The organism is Frondihabitans sp. PhB188 (assembly GCF_003752365.1).
In the GTDB taxonomy this organism is placed as follows: Bacteria; Actinomycetota; Actinomycetes; order Actinomycetales; family Microbacteriaceae; genus Frondihabitans.
Window position 1 is genome coordinate 395,083 of the sequence record NZ_RJUO01000003.1, and the last position, 17,645, is coordinate 412,727.

General features: G+C 69.9%; 20 protein-coding genes. 8 read left to right on the top strand and 12 right to left on the bottom strand.

Annotation, left to right across the window (positions count from 1 at the left end; all coding sequences use genetic code 11):
* Positions 1-47: 47 nt before the first annotated feature.
* The 5 genes from xseA to EDF46_RS10655 all read left to right on the top strand — a co-directional run bounded on the left by xseA (position 48) and on the right by EDF46_RS10655 (position 4,395).
* Positions 48-1,304 (top strand): exodeoxyribonuclease VII large subunit, encoded by a 1,257-nt coding sequence (xseA, locus tag EDF46_RS10635; protein WP_123506247.1) that lies wholly within the window; start codon positions 48-50, stop codon positions 1,302-1,304.
* 9 nt (positions 1,305-1,313) lie between these two features.
* The gene (locus EDF46_RS10640) at positions 1,314-1,553 is read left to right on the top strand and encodes an exodeoxyribonuclease VII small subunit (RefSeq protein WP_123506248.1); all 240 of its coding nucleotides are present in this window, start codon (positions 1,314-1,316) and stop codon (positions 1,551-1,553) included.
* Positions 1,550-2,209, top strand: coding sequence for a DUF4245 domain-containing protein (locus EDF46_RS10645; protein ID WP_123506249.1), 660 nt, complete (start codon positions 1,550-1,552; stop codon positions 2,207-2,209). Before EDF46_RS10640 ends, EDF46_RS10645 begins: the two co-directional genes overlap by 4 nt.
* A 106-nt stretch (positions 2,210-2,315) precedes the next feature.
* Entirely contained in the window at positions 2,316-2,909 is a 594-nt protein-coding gene (locus EDF46_RS10650) for a carbonic anhydrase (protein ID WP_123506539.1), read from the top strand.
* Between the two features lie 46 nt (positions 2,910-2,955).
* Positions 2,956-4,395 (top strand): aspartate ammonia-lyase, encoded by a 1,440-nt coding sequence (locus EDF46_RS10655; protein WP_255410950.1) that lies wholly within the window; start codon positions 2,956-2,958, stop codon positions 4,393-4,395.
* A 91-nt stretch (positions 4,396-4,486) separates the two neighbouring features.
* Here EDF46_RS10655 and EDF46_RS10660 read toward each other — a convergent pair whose 3' ends face one another.
* The 10 genes from EDF46_RS10660 to EDF46_RS18335 form a co-directional block, all read right to left on the bottom strand.
* Positions 4,487-4,999, bottom strand: a complete 513-nt coding sequence (locus tag EDF46_RS10660) for a prepilin peptidase (RefSeq protein ID WP_123506250.1) — start codon at positions 4,997-4,999, stop codon at positions 4,487-4,489.
* Between the two features lie 151 nt (positions 5,000-5,150).
* Positions 5,151-6,506: a PhoH family protein gene (locus EDF46_RS10665; RefSeq protein WP_123506251.1), complete on the bottom strand. Its 1,356-nt coding sequence runs from the start codon at positions 6,504-6,506 to the stop codon at positions 5,151-5,153.
* A 264-nt stretch (positions 6,507-6,770) separates the two neighbouring features.
* Positions 6,771-7,898 (bottom strand): aminotransferase class V-fold PLP-dependent enzyme, encoded by a 1,128-nt coding sequence (locus EDF46_RS10670; protein ID WP_123506252.1) that lies wholly within the window; start codon positions 7,896-7,898, stop codon positions 6,771-6,773.
* A gap of 25 nt (positions 7,899-7,923) precedes the next feature.
* Positions 7,924-8,736, bottom strand: coding sequence for an isoprenyl transferase (locus EDF46_RS10675; protein ID WP_123506541.1), 813 nt, complete (start codon positions 8,734-8,736; stop codon positions 7,924-7,926).
* 93 nt (positions 8,737-8,829) lie between these two features.
* Positions 8,830-10,704: an ATP-binding cassette domain-containing protein gene (locus EDF46_RS10680; protein ID WP_123506253.1), complete on the bottom strand. Its 1,875-nt coding sequence runs from the start codon at positions 10,702-10,704 to the stop codon at positions 8,830-8,832.
* Position 10,705: 1 nt separating this feature from the next.
* A complete protein-coding gene (locus tag EDF46_RS10685) occupies positions 10,706-11,818 on the bottom strand; it encodes a peptidoglycan-binding domain-containing protein (protein ID WP_158614217.1) in 1,113 nt (370 codons plus the stop codon).
* Between the two features lie 13 nt (positions 11,819-11,831).
* Entirely contained in the window at positions 11,832-12,707 is an 876-nt protein-coding gene (locus EDF46_RS10690) for a hypothetical protein (protein ID WP_148061192.1), read from the bottom strand.
* Positions 12,704-13,150 carry a peptidase inhibitor family I36 protein gene (locus EDF46_RS10695; protein ID WP_123506256.1) on the bottom strand — a complete coding sequence of 149 codons (447 nt, stop codon included), beginning with the start codon at positions 13,148-13,150 and terminating at the stop codon, positions 12,704-12,706. Before EDF46_RS10695 ends, EDF46_RS10690 begins: the two co-directional genes overlap by 4 nt.
* 46 nt (positions 13,151-13,196) lie before the next feature.
* Positions 13,197-13,613, bottom strand: a complete 417-nt coding sequence (locus EDF46_RS18330) for a peptidase inhibitor family I36 protein (protein WP_158614218.1) — start codon at positions 13,611-13,613, stop codon at positions 13,197-13,199.
* Positions 13,610-14,500, bottom strand: a complete 891-nt coding sequence (locus tag EDF46_RS18335) for a hypothetical protein (RefSeq protein WP_158614219.1) — start codon at positions 14,498-14,500, stop codon at positions 13,610-13,612. The genes EDF46_RS18330 and EDF46_RS18335 overlap by 4 nt, the downstream gene beginning before the upstream one ends.
* Before the next feature lie 132 nt (positions 14,501-14,632).
* Between EDF46_RS18335 and EDF46_RS10705 the strand changes: the two genes are divergently transcribed.
* Entirely contained in the window at positions 14,633-15,280 is a 648-nt protein-coding gene (locus EDF46_RS10705) for a hemolysin III family protein (protein ID WP_123506258.1), read from the top strand.
* 66 nt (positions 15,281-15,346) lie between these two features.
* On the opposite strand, the gene EDF46_RS10710 is transcribed toward EDF46_RS10705, so the two are convergent.
* Both EDF46_RS10710 and mca read right to left on the bottom strand, forming a co-directional pair.
* Positions 15,347-15,631: a hypothetical protein gene (locus EDF46_RS10710; RefSeq protein WP_199738259.1), complete on the bottom strand. Its 285-nt coding sequence runs from the start codon at positions 15,629-15,631 to the stop codon at positions 15,347-15,349.
* Complete coding sequence (gene mca, locus EDF46_RS10715) at positions 15,628-16,488, bottom strand: mycothiol conjugate amidase Mca (RefSeq protein WP_199738260.1); 861 nt, start codon at positions 16,486-16,488, stop codon at positions 15,628-15,630. The genes EDF46_RS10710 and mca overlap by 4 nt, the downstream gene beginning before the upstream one ends.
* A 73-nt stretch (positions 16,489-16,561) precedes the next feature.
* On the opposite strand from mca, the gene EDF46_RS10720 reads away from it, so the two are divergent.
* Together EDF46_RS10720 and greA are read left to right on the top strand one after the other, a co-directional pair.
* Positions 16,562-17,002 carry a DUF4307 domain-containing protein gene (locus EDF46_RS10720; protein WP_158614220.1) on the top strand — a complete coding sequence of 147 codons (441 nt, stop codon included), beginning with the start codon at positions 16,562-16,564 and terminating at the stop codon, positions 17,000-17,002.
* Positions 17,003-17,103: 101 nt separating this feature from the next.
* Complete coding sequence (gene greA, locus EDF46_RS10725; protein ID WP_233579994.1) at positions 17,104-17,595, top strand: transcription elongation factor GreA; 492 nt, start codon at positions 17,104-17,106, stop codon at positions 17,593-17,595.
* Positions 17,596-17,645: the final 50 nt, after the last annotated feature.

Below are 17,645 nucleotides of genomic sequence, written 5' to 3' on the forward strand. Positions count from 1 at the left end.
CGACCGGCCTGAGAGTCTCTCGACGCTGGCGCCCAGGAGGAGCTTCTTTGACGATCGTCACCCCGCCTCCCACAGCCGACGCGCCCTGGCCCGTCGGGCTGCTGGCGGCCAAGGTCCGCGACTGGATCGACCGCCTCGGCACGGCCTGGGTCGAGGGCGAGATCACGCAGTGGAACAGCTCCGGCGGCAACGTCTACGGCAAGCTCAAAGACCTCGAGCAGGACGCCACGGTCTCGTTCTCGATCTGGTCGAGCGTGCGGGGCAAGATCCCCGACGACCTCAAGCAGGGCGACCGGGTCATCGCCGCCATCAAGCCCAACTACTGGGTCAAGGGCGGATCGCTCACCATGCAGGTGTTCGACATGCGGCACGTCGGTCTCGGCGACCTGCTCGAGCGGCTCGAGCGCCTGCGCCGGCAGCTCGCGTCCGAGGGGCTGTTCGATCCGGCTCGGAAGCGGCGACTGCCCTTCCTCCCTCAGTGCATCGGCCTCGTCACCGGCAAGGACAGCGACGCCGAGAAGGACGTGCTCCGCAACGCCCAGCTGCGCTGGCCCTCGGTGCGGTTCAAGACGATCCACACCGCCGTCCAGGGCGAGCGCATGCCGAGCGAGGTGACCGCGGCGGTGAAGGCGCTCGACGCCGACCCCGAGGTCGACGTCATCATCGTCGCCCGCGGCGGCGGCGACTTCCAGAACCTGCTCGGCTTCAGCGACGAGGGGCTCCTTCGCGCGGCCGCCGCCGCGACGACGCCCATCGTCAGCGCCATCGGCCACGAGGCCGACCGCCCGCTGCTCGACGAGGTCGCCGATCTCCGCGCCTCCACGCCGACCGACGCGGCCAAGCGCGTCGTGCCGGACGTCGGAGAAGAGCTCCTGCGCGTGCAGCAGGCCCGCGGGCGCATGGCCGGCCGCCTCACGCACCTGATCAACGGAGAGATCGACCGGCTCGGCCAGATCCGCAGCCGGCCCGTGCTCGCCCGCCCGCAGACTCTCCTCGACATCCGCGCCGACGAGCTGCTCCGGTACGTCGCCCGGAGCGAAGAGCTCCTGCGACGCGCCATCGAGCGCGCCGGCGTCCGGGTCTCGGAGCTCGCCGCCCAGCTCCGCGCCCTCTCGCCCGAGTCCACGCTCCGGCGCGGCTACTCGATCGCCCAGCTCCCTTCGGGCGCGGTGCTCCGCGACTCGTCCGAGGCGCCGCCCGACACTCCCCTGCTGCTGACCCTCGCCTCCGGCTCGCTCGACACCGTCAGCCGAGGGCCTCGCACCGACGGCGCCTCGGATGGCGCTCCCACCCCCGCTCGATAGGATTTCACCGTGGCAACCTCCCCTGTCTCCGATGTCGCCGATCTCCCCGCCGTCTCCTCGTACACCTACGAGCAGGCTCGCGACGAGCTCGTGACCGTCGTCAACGAGCTCGAGCAGGGCGCTTCGACGCTCGAGCGGTCGCTCGCCCTCTGGGAGCGCGGCGAGGCCCTCGCCGCCCGGTGCGAAGAGTGGCTGCAGGGCGCCAAGGAGCGCCTCGAGAAGGCGCGCTCGAGTGCGGTCGCCGAATGAGCGACATCCCGCCCCCTCCTCTCGGCAAGCAGCGCGCGCCCCGCGTGGTCGCCGAGCTCGGCCGCCCCGAGACCCCCGGCGAGACGGCAGCCCGCAAGGCCGCCAGCTCGCGTGCGCATCGCGAGAACCAGACCGCCTTCAACCTGGCCATCGCGATCATCGTCTCGGTGGCCATCGTCGTCCTGCTCGTTCTGGCTGTGCCTCGTGACGACGGCTCGCACCTGCAGGTCGTCGACTACCAGAAGGTGGCCTCCGAGGCGCAGCCCCAGCAGACCGAGAAGCTCGCCGCACCCGCGATGCCCTCGAAGTGGACGTCGAACCGCGCCGAGATCGCGCCCGCGGGCGCCGACGGCGTAGCCACCTGGTACGTCGGCTTCCTCACCCCCGACACGCAGTTCATCGGCCTGACGCAGGGCTTCAAAGCGAATGCGACGTGGGTCAGCAACAAACTCGACGAGGCACGCAAGACCTCCGAGAAGACCGTCGGCGGCGTGACCTGGACCGTGTACGACCAGCGCGCCGAGAACAACACCGGCAACAACGCGTACGCGATGGTCGCGACCGAGGGCGACTCCACCGTCGTCCTCGCCGGCACCGCCAGCGACACCCAGTTCGACCTTCTCGCTACCCGCGTCGCCGCGCAGCTGGCCGACTGAGCAGCCGACGAGCCAAGCCCCCCCCGACCCTCCCGATCCCGACCCCTGGAGAGCCCTCGTGACCGACACCACAGCCACCCCGACCCCCGGCACCGCCTGGAAGGCCATGTCCGCCGGCAACGTGCGGTTCGTCGAGGGCCGCCCCGAGCACCCGCACCAGGACGCCGACCGTCGCTCCCTGGTGGCCTCCGGTCAGAAGCCGATCGCGGCCGTGTTCGGGTGCGCTGACAGCCGCCTCGGCGCCGAGATCATCTTCGACAGCGGTCTCGGCGACCTCTTCGTGGTGAGGAACGCCGGTCAGGTCGTCGGCGACAACGAGATCGGCTCGCTCGAGTTCGCTGTGACCGCTCTGAAGGTGCCGCTGATCGTCGTGCTCGGGCACGACAGCTGCGGTGCCGTGGCCGCCGCCATCGCGTCGATCGATGCCAACTCCGAGTCGCAGTCGTTCTACCTGCAGCGCCTCGTCGACATGATCGTGCCCTCGGTCAAGCGGGCGCACCGCGAGCTCGCGGATGCCGCGGGCGCTCTCGATCCGCGGGAGGTCGGCCGACTGCACATCGAGGCGTCCGTGGGCGCTCTCCTCCAGCGCTCGATTGTGATCTCGGACGCAGTCGCCAGCGGTAGATTGGCAGTCGTCGGAGCCAACTACGACCTTGCCAACGGCCGAGTCGACTTCCACACGGTCGTCGGCGATCTCTGAGGCCCGGCCCGCACACCACACCCCCTGACGGAAGGACCACAGCGACGTGACCACCACCGAGACCACCGCAACGCCCGACTCGACCTCGAGCGGCGCCGCCGGCGAGTTCCGCATCGAGCACGACACGATGGGCGAGGTGAGGGTCCCGGCCAGCGCCCTCTACAGTGCCCAGACGCAGCGCGCCGTCGAGAACTTCCCGATCTCGGGTGCGGGGCTCGAGCCGGCGCAGATCGTCGCCCTCGCGCGCATCAAGCGCGCGGCCGCGATCGTCAACGGCGAGATGGGGATCCTCGAGGGCCCCATCTCAGCGGCGATCGCCGAGGCGGCCGACCTCATCATCGGCGGCTCGCATCACGACCAGTTCCCTGTCGACGTCTATCAGACCGGCAGCGGCACCTCGTCGAACATGAACATGAACGAGGTGCTCGCCACGCTGGCCTCCGGAATCCTCGGCTCGCCGGTTCATCCCAACGACCACGTCAACGCGTCGCAGTCGTCGAACGACGTCTTCCCGACCTCGGTCCACGTGGCCGTCACGGGCGCCCTGCTGCACGACCTCGTCCCCGCTCTCGACCACCTCGCCCTCGCCCTCGAGAAGAAGGCCGACGAATGGAAGGGCGTCGTCAAGTCGGGTCGCACCCACCTGATGGACGCCACGCCTGTCACCCTCGGCCAGGAGTTCGGCGGCTACGCCCGCCAGATCCGCCTCGGCATCGAGCGCGTCACCGCGACGCTCCCCCGCGTCGCCGAGGTGCCGCTCGGCGGCACGGCCACCGGCACCGGCATCAACACGCCCATCGGCTTTCCGCAGCGCGTCATCGCGGCCCTGGCGGCCGACTCGGGCCTGCCCGTCACCGAGGCGCTCGACCACTTCGAGGCCCAGGGCGCCCGCGACGGCCTCGTCGAGGCGTCCGGCGCCCTGCGCGTGCTCGCCGTCAGCCTGACCAAGATCAACAACGACCTCCGCTGGATGGGCTCCGGCCCCAACACCGGCCTCGGCGAGCTGCACATCCCCGACCTCCAGCCCGGCTCGTCGATCATGCCCGGCAAGGTCAACCCCGTCATCCCCGAGGCGGTGCTCATGGTGAGCGCCCGCGTCATCGGCAACGACGCCACCATCGCCTGGGCGGGCGCCTCAGGAGCCTTCGAGCTCAACGTCGCCATCCCCGTCATGGGCACCGCGCTGCTCGAATCGATCCGCCTGCTGTCGAACGCAACCGTCGCTCTCGCCGACAAGGCTGTCGACGGGCTAATCGCCAACGTCGAGCACGCCCGCGCCCTCGCCGAGTCCTCTCCGTCGATTGTCACGCCCCTCAACCGCATCGTCGGCTACGAGGCGGCGGCGAAGATCGCCAAGCACTCCGTCAGCGCGAAGATGACCGTGCGCGAGGCCGTCATCGACCTCGGATTCGTCGAACGCGGCGAGGTCACCGAGGAGCAGCTCGACAAGGCGCTCGACGTGCTCAGCATGACCCACCCGGGCTGAGCCGAGCCGTCCCGGAACGCGCCGCGACCGGTGGGCGTCCACGGGGGCTGCCCGTCCGCCCCCGGAACCGCCGTTCCAGGGCACTCCGTCGTCACGGCGCGAGGGCAGCGGCCAGCCAGAAGCCCGCGAGAACGGCCGGGCCGTACGGCACCACGAGCGGCGTCGGGCGCGGGCGCCGGGACACGACGAGGGTGACGAGACCCGCGACGCCGCACCCGACGAGTGCGACGGCGGCCCCGCCCGGCCACGCCGACTGCGCCCCGCAGGCGACGGCGGTGGCCAGCTTGACGTCGCCCATTCCCACGGCGCCGCGGGAGGCCGCCAGGCAGCCGACGGCGGCTGTGGCGACCACGACGCCCAGCGCGACGGCGGCGGCCGACGGCGGCCAGTCGCCCGCGACGACGGCCACCACCCCGCCGACCGCGGCGATTGCCAGAGCCGGATGCGTCACGGCGTTGGGGAGGCGGAGCGACGCGACATCACTCCGCACCAGAAGCGGCGTCGTGAAGGCCAGCCACACGGCCAGCGGAAGCGCCGCCACTGGCAGGGAGACGCTCACGCCGAGCAGGGCGAGGATGACCAGGGCGTCGACGAGGGGGTGCATGCGTCGACCGTAGGAGCCGGCGATGCACCCCCGGTCACCCCGGGCTCGATCTGTGGAGAGCGGCCCCCGGGTCCTGCCTGTGTGCACACAGTCCTGCTCGTGTGAGCACAGCCCTGCACTGTGCAGGAGACCCGAGGCCGCCCGACGGCGACTAGGCCAGCTCGTTCGACTCCAGCAGCTCGGTGACCAGCGCGGCGATCGCCGACCGCTCCGAACGCGTCAACGTCACGTGGGCGAACAGGGGGTGCCCCTTGAGCGTCTCGATGACCGAGGCGACTCCGTCGTGGCGTCCGACCCGCAGGTTGTCGCGCTGGGCGACGTCGTGCGTGAGCACCACGCGCGAGTTCTGGCCGATGCGCGACAGGACCGTGAGCAGCACGTTGCGCTCGAGCGACTGGGCCTCGTCGACGATCACGAACGCGTCGTGCAGCGAGCGACCGCGGATATGCGTCAGCGGCAGCACCTCGAGAATGCCCCGCTCGACGACCTCGTCGAGAACGTTCTGAGACACGATCGCGCCGAGCGTGTCGAAGACGGCCTGCGCCCACGGGTTCATCTTCTCGCCTGCGTCGCCCGGCAGGAAGCCGAGGTCCTGGCCGCCGACCGCGTACAGCGGCCGGAACACCATGATCTTCTTGTGCTGCTGCTTCTCGAGCACGGCCTCCAGGCCCGCGCAGAGGGCGAGCGCCGACTTGCCGGTGCCGGCGCGGCCGCCGAGCGAGACGATGCCCACCTCGGGGTCGAGGAGCAGGTCGATGGCGAGGCGCTGCTCCGCCGAGCGACCGTGCAGGCCGAAGACGTCGCGGTCGCCGCGCACCAGGCGCACGTGCCCCTTCGAGACCACGCGGCCGAGGGCCGAACCGCGATCGGAGTGCATGACGAGACCCGTGTTGACCGGCTGCTCTGCGGCACGCGTCGAGATGTGCTCGTCGTCGTACAGCTTCGCCATCTGCTCACTCGAGATGTCGACCTCGGCGAGCCCCGTGTAGCCGGAGTCGACGATCTGCTCGGCCCGGTACTCCTCGGCCGCGAGACCGATCGACGCCGCCTTGACCCGCAGCGGGAGGTCTTTCGACACGACTACGACCTCGAGTCCGTCGTTCGACAGGTTCGATGCGACGGCGAGGATCCGGGAGTCGTTGTCGTCGAGACGGAGGCCCGAGGGCAGCACGGTCATGTTCGAGTGGTTCAGCTCGACGCGGAGCGAACCGCCCTTGCCGACCTCGACCGGAAAATCGAGGCGGTCGTGCTTGACGCGGAACTCATCGAGCAGGCGCAGAGCCTGACGTGCGAAGTAGCCGAGCTCGGGGTCGTGACGTTTCTTCTCCAGTTCGCCGATGACGACGACCGGGATCACGACCGACTGCTCCGCGAAGCGGAACATCGCCTGCGGATCGCTGAGCAGAACCGAGGTGTCGAGAACGTAGGTCTTCTGGCCGGTCTTCACCCCCTCGGCGCTGGTGGTGGGGGTTTCTGCGACGTCGTATGCGGTCACGACCGACTCCATCTCCGGGTGCGGTGGGCACTCGGTACCTTCCCTCAAGACGGCCGTGGAGCAGTTTCGAAACGAACTTACGTGGCCGTCTCGATCAGGTGCCTTACCTGATGGGTTGAAGCTACGTCAGCCCACCGACATCCCACAAATGCGACACGCTGACGCCGGGTTACGAGCAGATTAACCCCCGTCACAGGCGTCACAGGGCGCAGGAACTCGCGCCCCGCCGACGCGAGGGCCGGCGTTCCTGCGCCGATCAGCACCGCCCTGCGCCCGTCAGTACTGGATCGCCGACCCGTACGAGGTCAGCGCCCCGCGGAGGGCCCCGAGGGTCTCTTCGCCGGTGGACACGTGCACGCTGAGGCGCACGAGCCCGTCGCGCACGGTCGCGGTGACGCCGTGGTTGATGAGGGCGGCGGTGAGGGCGGTGACGTGACCGGCCTCGGGCTGGAGGACGACGATGCCGGCGCGCTCGGTCTCGTCGCGCGACGAGACGACCGGGATGGCGAACTCGTCGGCGATGTCGATCACTGCCGAGACGGTGAGGGCGATGGCGCCGGCGATCTGCCCGACGCCGGCGTCGGCGATGCCCTCGAGTGCGGTCGCGAACCGAGCCTGCGCGATCGGGTCGCAACGGGTCACCTGGAAGGCCGCGGCGCCCTGGAGCGGCGGCGGCACCTCGTCGTACGAGCCCCCGAGCGGGACGATCGTGCCGCTCACGCCGCTGATCAGAGGCACGAGATCGGTCGCGGCACGCTCGCTGAGGCCGAGGAAGCCGGTGCCCCAGCCGGCGCGGACCCACTTCTGGCCCCCGGCGACGACCACGTCGGCCACCTCGTACGGCGCCTCGGTGACGCCGAAGCCCTGGATCGCGTCGACGATGAGCAGGCGGTCGCCGATGACGTCGCGGATGCCCTCGAGATCGACCTTGTAGCCCGTGCGGTAGTCGACGAGGCTGACCGCGACGGCGGTCGTGGCCGGCGTCAGGTTGTCGCGGACGACCGACGGAGTGACGACGCCCGCCGGGGGCTCCATCGTGATCTGGTCGAGCACGTGCAGCGCCTGAGCGGCGCGCTGTGCGGCCACCGGGATGCTCGGGTACTCGCGCGCCGAGTACAGCACCTGGCCCGACAGGCCGAACATCGCGTGGAAGAGGCCGATCGAGGTGTTCGGCTGGAACACGATGCGCTCGGTCGGGAACCCGGTGACGCGGCGAACCGCCTCGCGCACCCGGATGTCCTGTTCGTCGAAGACGTTCGCCGCGCCGAAGCGGGCGCGCACGTGGATCTCGTCGAGGGCCGCCTGCTCCGCCACCACTGCGCGGCCCATGGGGCCGAACGAGGCGAAGTCGAGGTAGCCGGGGTCTTCAGAGAAGCCGTCTCTGTAGTCGTCGATGCTGCTCAATCGGGCTCCTTGCTGAAAACTGAACCTAACTACCGTACCTGCGATGGCGGTTGGCGAAGTCTCGCACGGCTCGGAGGAAGTCGACCTCGCGCAGATCGGGATAGAACGCCTCGACGAAGTAGAACTCGCTGTGGGCGCTCTGCCACAGCATGAAGTCGCTCAGGCGCTGCTCGCCCGAGGTGCGGATCACGAGGTCGGGATCGGGCTGGCCGCCGGTGTAGAGGTGGTCGGCGATGAGCTCGGGGGTGAGCACCTCGGCGAGGTCGTCGATGGTACCGCCGCCCTCTCCGTGAGCGCGCACGATGCTGCGCATCGCGTCGGCGATCTCGCGACGGCCGCCGTAGCCGACGGCGAGGTTGACGTGCAGGCCGGTGTGGTCGGCAGTGCGCGACTCGGCATCGTGGAGGGCGTCGACGAGCGACCCGGGCAGCCCGTCGACGGCTCCGACGTGCTGCACGCGCCAGTCGCCGGTGCGCGAAAGGTCGTGCGCCAGCTCCGAGATGATGTCGACCAGCGCCTCCAGCTCGGCGTCGTGGCGGTTCGTGAGGTTGTCGGCCGACAGGAGGTACAGCGTGACGACCTTGATGCCGAGCTCGTCGCACCAGGTCAGGAACTCGCGGATCTTCGCCGCACCCGCCCGGTGGCCGTGCGCGGCCGTCTCGAGCATCCGCTGCTTCGCCCAGCGCCGGTTGCCGTCGACGATCATGGCGACGTGGTGCGGCAGCTCCAGGCCCGCAAGGCCGCGCCGGATGCGACGCTGGTAGAGGCGGTAGGCGAACCCGCGGCCGACCGGGTTCTCGCCCGCGTCGCCACCCGTGGTTCGTCGCCGTGTCGTCACGAAGCTACGGTAGCCCACCCGCCAGTGAGTCGGCGTCGGCCGTCGGGTGGACCCGGGTCGTCCGTGCGGACCCCCGCGCCGGCACCGCAGCCATTATTGCCGCAGGGCTTCGTGCGGCAGAATCCGCGACGCCCGAGCGGCCGCGAGCACTCCTCCGAGTGCCCCGATCGCCATCCCGCCGAGAACGGCGAGCGGCGCGAGACGGAGGTCGAAGACGGGGATCCACTGCCGTGCGATCGTGATGCCCAGGATCCCGGCCACGCCGACCGCCAGGCCCGCGAGACCGCCGATCGCGCCGATGATCGACGACTCCGCGAGCACCAGCCCGGAGATGTGCACCGGACGCGCCCCGACGGCTCGACGCAGACCGAACTCGGCCCGGCGCTCGAGCACGGACAGCACCATCGAGTTGCCGAGGCCGACCACCGACGCGAGGACCGCGAGTCCCGTGAACGCCAGGAGCGTCGAGCGGACGTCGCTCTGGATGTCGGCCCGCAGCGTCGATGGATCGGGTGGCGCGTCGACCGCGACCGCTGACGGGGTGTACGGATCGATCGCCAGCGAGACCTGCGACGCCACCTGCTGAGCGGCACCGGGCCGCACGGTCACGAACGCGTAGACCTGGCTCGACTCAGCCGGAAGCCCCGCCGAGGTCGGCAGCAGGACGGAGCCGGTGAGTGTCGGGATCCGGGAAGACGAACGCAGGACGCCGACGACGATCGCTCGTCGTCCCGCCACGGTGATCGCCGGCCGCGCGTCCACGCCGGCCAGCTCGAGCTGCGCGGCGAGGTTGCGGCCGATCACCACCTCGCCGTTGTCGAGAGCCCGCGGGTGCCCGTCGGCCCACCGGATCGACGCATCCGTGGCCGACAGCCCGGCGTCCTCCGTGCTGTACCCGCCGGCCTGGAGCATCGGCCGCCGCGGCGATGCCTGGACGTCGACACCCCCGTGGTCCGTGACGATGCCGACGGCATCCACCCCGGCGAGCGCCCGGAGCCGAGCCGGCATTCCGTCGACGTCCGCTGCGGGCGACAGGTCTCCGTCACCCCACGACGCTGTCACAGCGCGGTTCGCGTGGGCGTCGAACGTGTCGGCGACCTGCGATGAGGCCGAGGCGGAGATGCCCAGCGTCGCGACGGCGAGCGCGACGCCGACGGCCACGGCCGCGACGAGGCCTGCCGTGCGGCCGGCCCGCGACAGCACCGACGCGCGGGCGTCGGCGAGGAGGTCGCGAAGCCGCAGGCGCGAAGCCCGTCCCGCCGGCGCGGGCACCTCCGGCAGGTCGCGCCCCGGCGGGGTGGCCCCGCGCTCGGTCAGCTGGCCGTCGTTCATGGTCAGCCGCCGCTCGGCCTCCGCCGCGACCTCGGGCGAGTGCGTCACCAGGACCACCGTCGCGCCCCGCTCGTGCACCGACCGCAGGCTCTCGACGATCCGCTGGCTGTTGGCGCTGTCGAGATTGCCTGTCGGCTCGTCGGCGACGAGCACCGGAGCGTTCGTCGCGAGGGCGCGTGCGATGGCCACCCGCTGGCGCTCGCCGCCGGAGAGGTCGGCAGCGCGCTTGTCGGCGAAGGCGGACAGCCCCACGGCGGCGAGTGCGGCAAGCGCCGCATTACGGCGCTCGGACGGCGTGACCGCTCGGTACAGCAGCCCGAGCTCCACGCTGTCGACGACGGGACGCCGGTCGAGAAGGTGGAAGCTCTGGAAGACGAACGCGAACGTGTCCGACCGGAGCTCGGCCAGCCGCCCCGGCGACGCCGACATCGCATCGATGCCGTCGATCGAGTACGTTCCCGCGTCGGGGCTGTCGAGGAGTCCGAGCGTGTTGAGGAGCGTCGACTTGCCTCCGCCCGACGGCCCCTCGATCGCCACGAACTCTCCCGAGCGGATCACGGCAGAGACACCGGCGAGCGCCTCCGGGCCGCCGGGCTCGTAGCGCCGCCGCACCGAGTACAGGTCGAGATCGACCACCTCAGTCCACCCGCACGAGGTCGCCGGTCTGCAGCATCCCCCTCGTGGTCGGCACGACAGCGCTCTGGCCGCCGAGCTGCCCGGCCTCGTCGACGGGCACCCGCACGAAGCCGCCGTCGGCGAGGCGCTTGCGGACGTGGCCGCCGGCGGTGCCGCCCGTCACGACGGCCGTGCTGGGAACGAGGAGGGAGTTCCTGCGCACGACTTCGATGTCGAGCCTCAGGAACGCCCTGCCCGCCGCAGAGGAGACGGTCGCACCCGCCGCCGTCGGGGCGAGCTCGATCGTCGACTCGCCCTCTTTCGCGGAGTCGTCGACCCGGGTGACCTTCATGGGGGCGTCTTTCCCGGCCGCTGTCAGCGTGCCGGTCATTCCGGCCCGCACCCGGACGCCGACGGTCGAGGGGACCTCCGCTACCGCGATCAGCTCGCCGCGCTCGACGACGATCTCGGTCTCGTCGTCGACGGATGCCCCGACCGCGGGCCCCGTGACGAGGTGGGCGCGATCGGTCGCCATGACGATGAGCTCGGCACGCGGGATGACGATGTGGGTCGTCGGCGGTGAGGACTCTGCGTCGCTGGCACCCGCGTCGGCCTTCGCCGGGGCCGGGTCGGCGACCTCGTGGGCCGGGTATCCGATCGCACGGTAGAGATCGCGGGCAGCGCGCTCGGTACCCGTGCCGAAGACGCCGTCGGCCGGCACCGCGAAGCCCGCGGCGGTGAGGCCCTGCTGCAGTTGCCGCACGTCGGGCCCGCTCCGGCCGGCTTCGAGGTCGCGGTAGAAGCGGAAGGCTCCGGGCATCGCGACGATTGGGCGCCCGTTCACCTCGAGCAGGCTGTGCCCGGCGACGACCTCCTGGCCCGCAGGAACTGGCGTCCCCGTCACCACGGCCGGCGCCTCCGCCGCTGTCAGCGCGAGCCGCTCCCGCGCCGCGCGCCTGACGGTGGCCTCGCTCGTGATCGTGTCGGCCAGGTCGCCCCGCGTGACCGCGGCCGTCACAGGCTGCTTCGGCGGAGCCGATGCCGCTGCTTCCCGCTGGGTGGGCGACTGCACCGCGGATGCCGCCGCCCAGCCGCCGCCGAAGACGGCGGCGGCCACGAGGGTGGTGACGCCCACCCGCGCGAGGCGTCTACTTCGAGGGCGCATGCTCGGCGATGTACTCGTGGACGCGCGCGTTCTTCGCATCGATCTGCGCCTTCACGCGGAGGAGCTTGTCGGCGTTCTTCTCCACGAGCTCCTGCTGAAAGGCCCACTCCGTGTCGTAGATCGTCTTCGCGTAGCCGCTCGACTCCTGGCATCGCGCGTCGAACACCGCGATTCGGATCTCTTCGGCCGAGGCGTCCTCGGTCGGCAGGATGTCGCCGGACAACCCGAACCTCGCGTTCAACTCATCACTCGGTGGGCCCGACGGCGACGCGTCCAGGCCGCTGATCCCGAGCGGCTTCATGCACTCGCGCCACCGCGCCGTCGCCGCCTTCACCTCGGGGTCGACGAGTGTCGCGTCGTACGCGTCGACGGCGAGCTCCGTCGCGTACTGCTCGATCTGCTGTTCGGTGCCCAGCTCCTCTCGCGCGTCACCCAGGCACTTCGAGAAAAGGCGCTCTCCTTCTGGAGTCAGCTCCGGCCCCTCGAAACCCCGCCGGATCTCCTCGGGAGTCATCCCGCCCGTGCCGACCTGCTGGTGATAGCCGAACTGCCGCGCTGTGCTCTCGTCGAAGAGGAGCCTCGTCACGGTGTTCCAACTGGCATTGCCGTCCTCGCGAAGCGTGCGGTGCTCGACAGGGTACTCGAGCCCCTTCTCTGCGAAGCACTTCGAGATGAACACATTCTCGGCATACATCGTGTTGTCGGACTCGCTGTCGGCATACGCGTCGGTCGGCATGAGGTAACGGGCCTGGTTCTTCTCCGGGTGCTCGAGAGATCTGCCGCCAGACCCGGAGGCGCAGCCGTTGAGCACCCCGGTCGCAATGACGATCGCTGCCACCCCGGCCAGACGTCGTCTCATTGGACGAACATGCTCGAGCTGATCCGGTCGTTGAAAACCTTCTTTACAGTGCCAGTGGCATCGGCGAGATTCTTGTCGCCGTTCTGCCGCTCGAGCAGGATCGAAGGACCTGTGAAGTCTTTGTGCTGCCAGAACTTCGCCCTGTTGTACTGACCGTTGTTGTAAAGGGACGACGCGATGTCGTTGGCGTGCCGGTAGCCGACGTCGCCAATGAGAATCGCGGCATAGCTGTCGATTCGGTGCGTGAACGAGATCCGATCTCCGCCGTAGCTCTTGTCTCGCCAGATGCAGGCGGACCCCTTCTTGCACGACGCAGGAGCCGGCGACACGGCCCGGGCTTCCAGGGAGTCCGACGCAGTCGAGGCGCGAGCTGATTCACTTACCGCGATTGGGCCGTTGACCAGAGCGACGATTGCAGCCACAGCGAGCAGTGGACGTTTCATTGAGGTTCCTTTGGGGGGGAGGAGGATAGAAAGGCAGCGAGTTCCGCTACCCCAGCACGAACTGCGCCGAGCTCACCCGGTCGTTGAAGTTGACCGGGACGGTGCCGGTCGAGTTGTTGAGGTTGCTGTCGCCGTAGCCCGGCAGCAGGCGGAACGACGGCCCGTTGTAGTTCTTGTCGGCCCAGAACTGCGCCGTGTGCGTGCGGCCGTTGTTGTACGCCGACGACGTCGTGTTGTCGGCGTTCGCGCTGCCGGGCCCGGCCACGAGAACCTTCCTGAGGTCGGGGATCCCGTACTCGAACGCGACCTGCGTGCCGCCGTAGCTGTGGTCTCGGAACACGCACGCGTAGCCCTTCCCGCAGCTCGCCGGGGCTGCCGAAGGCGCCGCGACTGCTGGTCCGGCGACGAGAACGACTGCGGCGGCAGCAGCCGCCACGGCGATTGCGATTCGGACTGTGTTCATCTGCGGCCTCCTGGAGCCTCGGTAGCGGTGGTGCGGGATGGCGCGAGCCGGTCTATGACCCGTGCGATCCGCTTCTTCTTCTCTTCGATCTCGACCCGAGAGCGCTCGAGCTCGTCGGCGTTCGCGAGCAGGAGCGACTCCTGCTGGCTCCACTCCCCTGCGTAGTACGCGTCCCGGTACCCGCTCGTGACCCGGCACGTGGCGTCCGCGACCGCCAACTCGACCTCGGCGGCGGAGGGAGCACTGCCTCGGTCGGCATGGCCCGCCAGGCCGAAGCGCTCGGAGACGGAATCGCTGGGCATGTCGACAGGACGTGTTCCGAGGTCGCTTACCCCGTGCGGGGACATGCACATGGCCCACCGGTCGGATGCCTCCCTCACGGCGGCCGAGGCGGAAGTCGTGTCGCGCGCCTCCGCGACGAGTGCCTGCGCCAGGGGGATCTCCGGATGATCGGTGACGAGAACGGTGCGAGCCTCGTCCAGACATGCCGCGGAGACAGCGTCTCGGGCGGTCTCGCGACTCGGAGACCGATCGCGTCTCGGCGCCTGGTGGTAGCCGAAACGAGCCGCGATCTCCTCGGAGAATGGCGTCAACCCGGCCGCGCTCGTCGTTCTGGCCTCCGCCGTGGTCGGCGGCCGGGAAGGCACCGGCCGATCGATCCCCCTCGATCTCAGGCACCGTGCGACGAGCAGCGCCTCCGCGTAGCGCTCGTCCGCCGCCGAGTCGTCGACGTACCGGTCGAGCGGAAGGCGCCAGCTGTCGACGTCCATCCCGGCAGCCGCAGAAGCTCGTGCCGACGACGCATCCGGGGCGCTGGCCACCACTGCGATCGCGCCACCCATGAGGGCGAGGGCGGCGGCAGAGGCGGCGGCAACGCGAACAGACATATCGATCTCCTAGACAGCCTCGTCGGCGAGGTAGGTCCACCCTAGAGAATCCGAAATCTCACATGCAAATGAGACGATGCCTCAGCTGCCAGAGCAAGGCGAACGGCCAGCCGCGCGCCCTACGCTCGGCCCATGACGGTCATCCCCTCCGCCCTCGAGGTCAAGCCCACCTGGCGTGGCTGGATCCACGCCGCCACCTTCCCCGTGGCCATCGCTCTCGGCGTGCTGCTGGTGTGCCTCGCCAACGGCGCTCCCGCCAAGGCCAGCACTGCGATCTACTTCGGCACGTCGCTCCTGCTCTTCGGCATCTCGGCGACGTACCACCGCTTCAACTGGAAGCCGAAGGCCAAGCTGCTGCTCAAGCGGCTCGACCACTCGAACATCTTCCTGCTCATCGCCGGCACCTACACGCCGATCGCCGTGCTGAGCCTCGACCGTCCGCAGGCGACGACGCTCCTCTGGATCGTCTGGAGCGGCGCCCTGGCCGGCATCGCCTTCCGCGTCTTCTGGACCAGCGCACCCCGCTGGCTCTACACGCCTCTCTACGTGCTCCTCGGAGTCGGCGCGCTTCTCTTCGTCCGCGAGATGGTGGCGAACAACCCGGCGTCCATGATCCTGGTGCTCACCGGCGGGCTCCTCTACATCATCGGAGCCGTCTGCTACGGCACGAAGCGCCCCAACCTCGTGCCCGGCGTCTTCGGATTCCACGAGCTGTTCCATGCGCTCACGGTGGCGGCGTTCCTGTGCCACTGGACCGCCGTGCTTCTCGTCGCGATCTGAACCGCGCCGTGAGCGGGCAGTGCCCGATGCGAGAAATCAGGGGCGCAGGAACCGCGACCCCGCCACCTACTTGACGTCGCCCCCGCGCAGCTCGTCGTCGAGCCCCGCCGCCGCGCGTGCGGCCTCGTCGCGCTCCCGCTCGATCTGCTCGCGCACCTCTCCGCGGTACCGCGTGCGGCGCACCCGTCGGGTCATGTCGATGATCAAGAAGACGGTGGCCAGCCCGATCCCGAAGATGGCCAGGAAGCCGATCCAGCCGGGTGTGACGAGGCTGTCGGGCACGGCCTGCCCACTGGGAGACGGGACGCCCGTCTCGGCCAGGACGGTCGTGATCACGGCTGCGAGCATCATTCGGCGATCCCTGCGAACAGGTCGGTCTCGGGCAGCGTCGACTCGACCTTGGAGTCGACGAGCTGGAAGTCCTCGGTCGGCCAGGTGCGGGCCTGGAGATCGCGCGAGTGCAAGAAGAAGAATCCGGTCGGGTCGACCTGGCTGGCGTGGGCGATCAGGGCGGCGTCGCGCTCCGCGAACGAGTCCGCGACGTTCACGTGCGTCGTCGACAGGTCGGGCCGCTCGCCCCAGCGCTCGAACATCTCGTCCATCTGCTTCAGCACCTCGGAGTCGGGCGTCTCGTCTTTGATGACGTCGTAGATCGCGCGCATCTTGGTGGAGTTCATGATGCGGTCGTAGTAGAGCTTCGACGCCTGCCAGGCGGGCCCGGCGTCGGGGTACCTCGCCGGATCGCCGGCGGCCTCGTAGGCGGCGACCGAGACCTCGTGCGTGCGGATGTGGTCGGGGTGCGGGTAGCCGCCGTTCTCGTCGTAGGTGACGATGACGTGCGGCTGGAAGCGGCGGATGATGCGCACCAGGGGCTCGGCCGAGATCTCGACGGGGATCGTGGCGAACGAGTTCGGCGCCAGCGGCTCGCCCTCTCCGGGCAGCCCGGAGTCGGCGTAGCCGAGCCAGATGTGCTCGACGCCCATGACCTCCTGCGCTCGAGCCATCTCGTACACGCGGAGTCCTGCGATGTCGCGCTCGGCGTGGGCCTTCGCCTCGAGGTGCTCGTTCAGGATCGAGCCCTGCTCCCCGCCGGTGCAGCTGACGACGAGAACCTCGGCGCCCCGCTTGCGGTAGTGGGCGTACGTGGCGGCACCCTTGCTCGACTCGTCGTCGGGATGGGCGTGGACTGCCAGCAGGCGCAAGGGCACGGGGTTACCTCGGATCTTGATCACGGCCAGCGTTGCTAACCTTCTCCCAAGGATAATCGGACGGAGTTCCACGGTGGCCCCCACACCCTCGACTACGAGTGAGCGCGACTCGCGACCCGCCGACTCCGCTCTCGACCGGCGCTACGGGCGCACACGCGCGTTCCGACTGCGTCGTCGCTGGATCGCCGCGATCGTCGGCGGCGCGTTCGTCGTCGTCTTCGGTGCCTGGGTGATCTTCGCCGCGTTCGACGGCACCAGCGCCTCGATCGAGACCGACGATGCCGGCTACGTCATCCACGACGCCCACTCGGCGACCGTTCGCTCCGAAGTCAGCGTCGCGCCGGGTACGAGGGTCGACTGCGCCATCCAGGTACTCAACTCCGGCTTCGACGTGGTGGGCTGGAAGGTCGTCCACTTCCCCGTCTCGACCAGCCAGTCGAACACCTACACGACCGACCTGAACACGATGAACCGCGGTGTCACGGGCTTGATCGACAAGTGCTGGCTGCCATAAGCTCGTCTGATCGACCTCGAGACCGGCCACACGGCCGGTCTCGTTTTTTAGGCCTGGCCTGCAGACTTGCACGCCACGGCAACCGTTTCATGGGAGTACCGATGAGCAACGCCGAATCGACCACCTGGCTCTCGCAGGAGGCCCACGACCGCCTGGTCGCCGAGCTCGAGACCCTGAGCACCTCGGGTCGCGACGAGATCGTCGGCCGCATCTCCGCCGCGCGCGAAGAGGGCGACCTGAAAGAGAACGGCGGCTACCACGCCGCGAAAGACGAGCAGGCCAAGCTCGAAGCGCGCATCCGCACGCTGACCAACCTGCTGAAGACCGCCACCATCTCGGAGGGTGCGGCCGACACCGGCATCGTCGGCCCCGGCATGCTGATCACCGCCACGATCGCCGGCGACGAGTCGACGTTCGTGCTGGGCAGCCGCGAGATCATCGCGCCCGGCAGCGACCTCACCGTGTACAGCCCGACCAGCCCGCTGGGTGAGGCGATCACCGGCAAGAAGTCGGGCGAGAGCACCAGCTACACGGCGCCCAACGGCAAAGACATCGCGGTGTCGATCAGCAGCGTCGAGCCCTACGACGGCTGAGCCGCGCTGACGCGAGAGGGGCCCGGGTTCGCGAACCCGGGCCCCTCTCG

Bases quoted from the DNA above. Each gene is read 5' to 3' on its own strand.
- EDF46_RS18330 (WP_158614218.1), bottom strand. From the start codon at position 13,613: ATGAACACAGTCCGAATCGCAATCGCCGTGGCGGCTGCTGCCGCCGCA.
- EDF46_RS10690 (WP_148061192.1), bottom strand. From the start codon at position 12,707: ATGAGACGACGTCTGGCCGGGGTGGCAGCGATCGTCATTGCGACCGGG.
- EDF46_RS10695 (WP_123506256.1), bottom strand. From the start codon at position 13,150: ATGAAACGTCCACTGCTCGCTGTGGCTGCAATCGTCGCTCTGGTCAAC.
- EDF46_RS18335 (WP_158614219.1), bottom strand. From the start codon at position 14,500: ATGTCTGTTCGCGTTGCCGCCGCCTCTGCCGCCGCCCTCGCCCTCATG.
- EDF46_RS10710 (WP_199738259.1), bottom strand. From the start codon at position 15,631: ATGATGCTCGCAGCCGTGATCACGACCGTCCTGGCCGAGACGGGCGTC.
- EDF46_RS10650 (WP_123506539.1), top strand. From the start codon at position 2,316: ATGTCCGCCGGCAACGTGCGGTTCGTCGAGGGCCGCCCCGAGCACCCG.
- EDF46_RS10665 (WP_123506251.1), bottom strand. From the start codon at position 6,506: ATGGAGTCGGTCGTGACCGCATACGACGTCGCAGAAACCCCCACCACC.
- EDF46_RS10660 (WP_123506250.1), bottom strand. From the start codon at position 4,999: ATGCACCCCCTCGTCGACGCCCTGGTCATCCTCGCCCTGCTCGGCGTG.
- EDF46_RS10705 (WP_123506258.1), top strand. From the start codon at position 14,633: ATGACGGTCATCCCCTCCGCCCTCGAGGTCAAGCCCACCTGGCGTGGC.
- greA (WP_233579994.1), top strand. From the start codon at position 17,104: ATGAGCAACGCCGAATCGACCACCTGGCTCTCGCAGGAGGCCCACGAC.
- EDF46_RS10645 (WP_123506249.1), top strand. From the start codon at position 1,550: ATGAGCGACATCCCGCCCCCTCCTCTCGGCAAGCAGCGCGCGCCCCGC.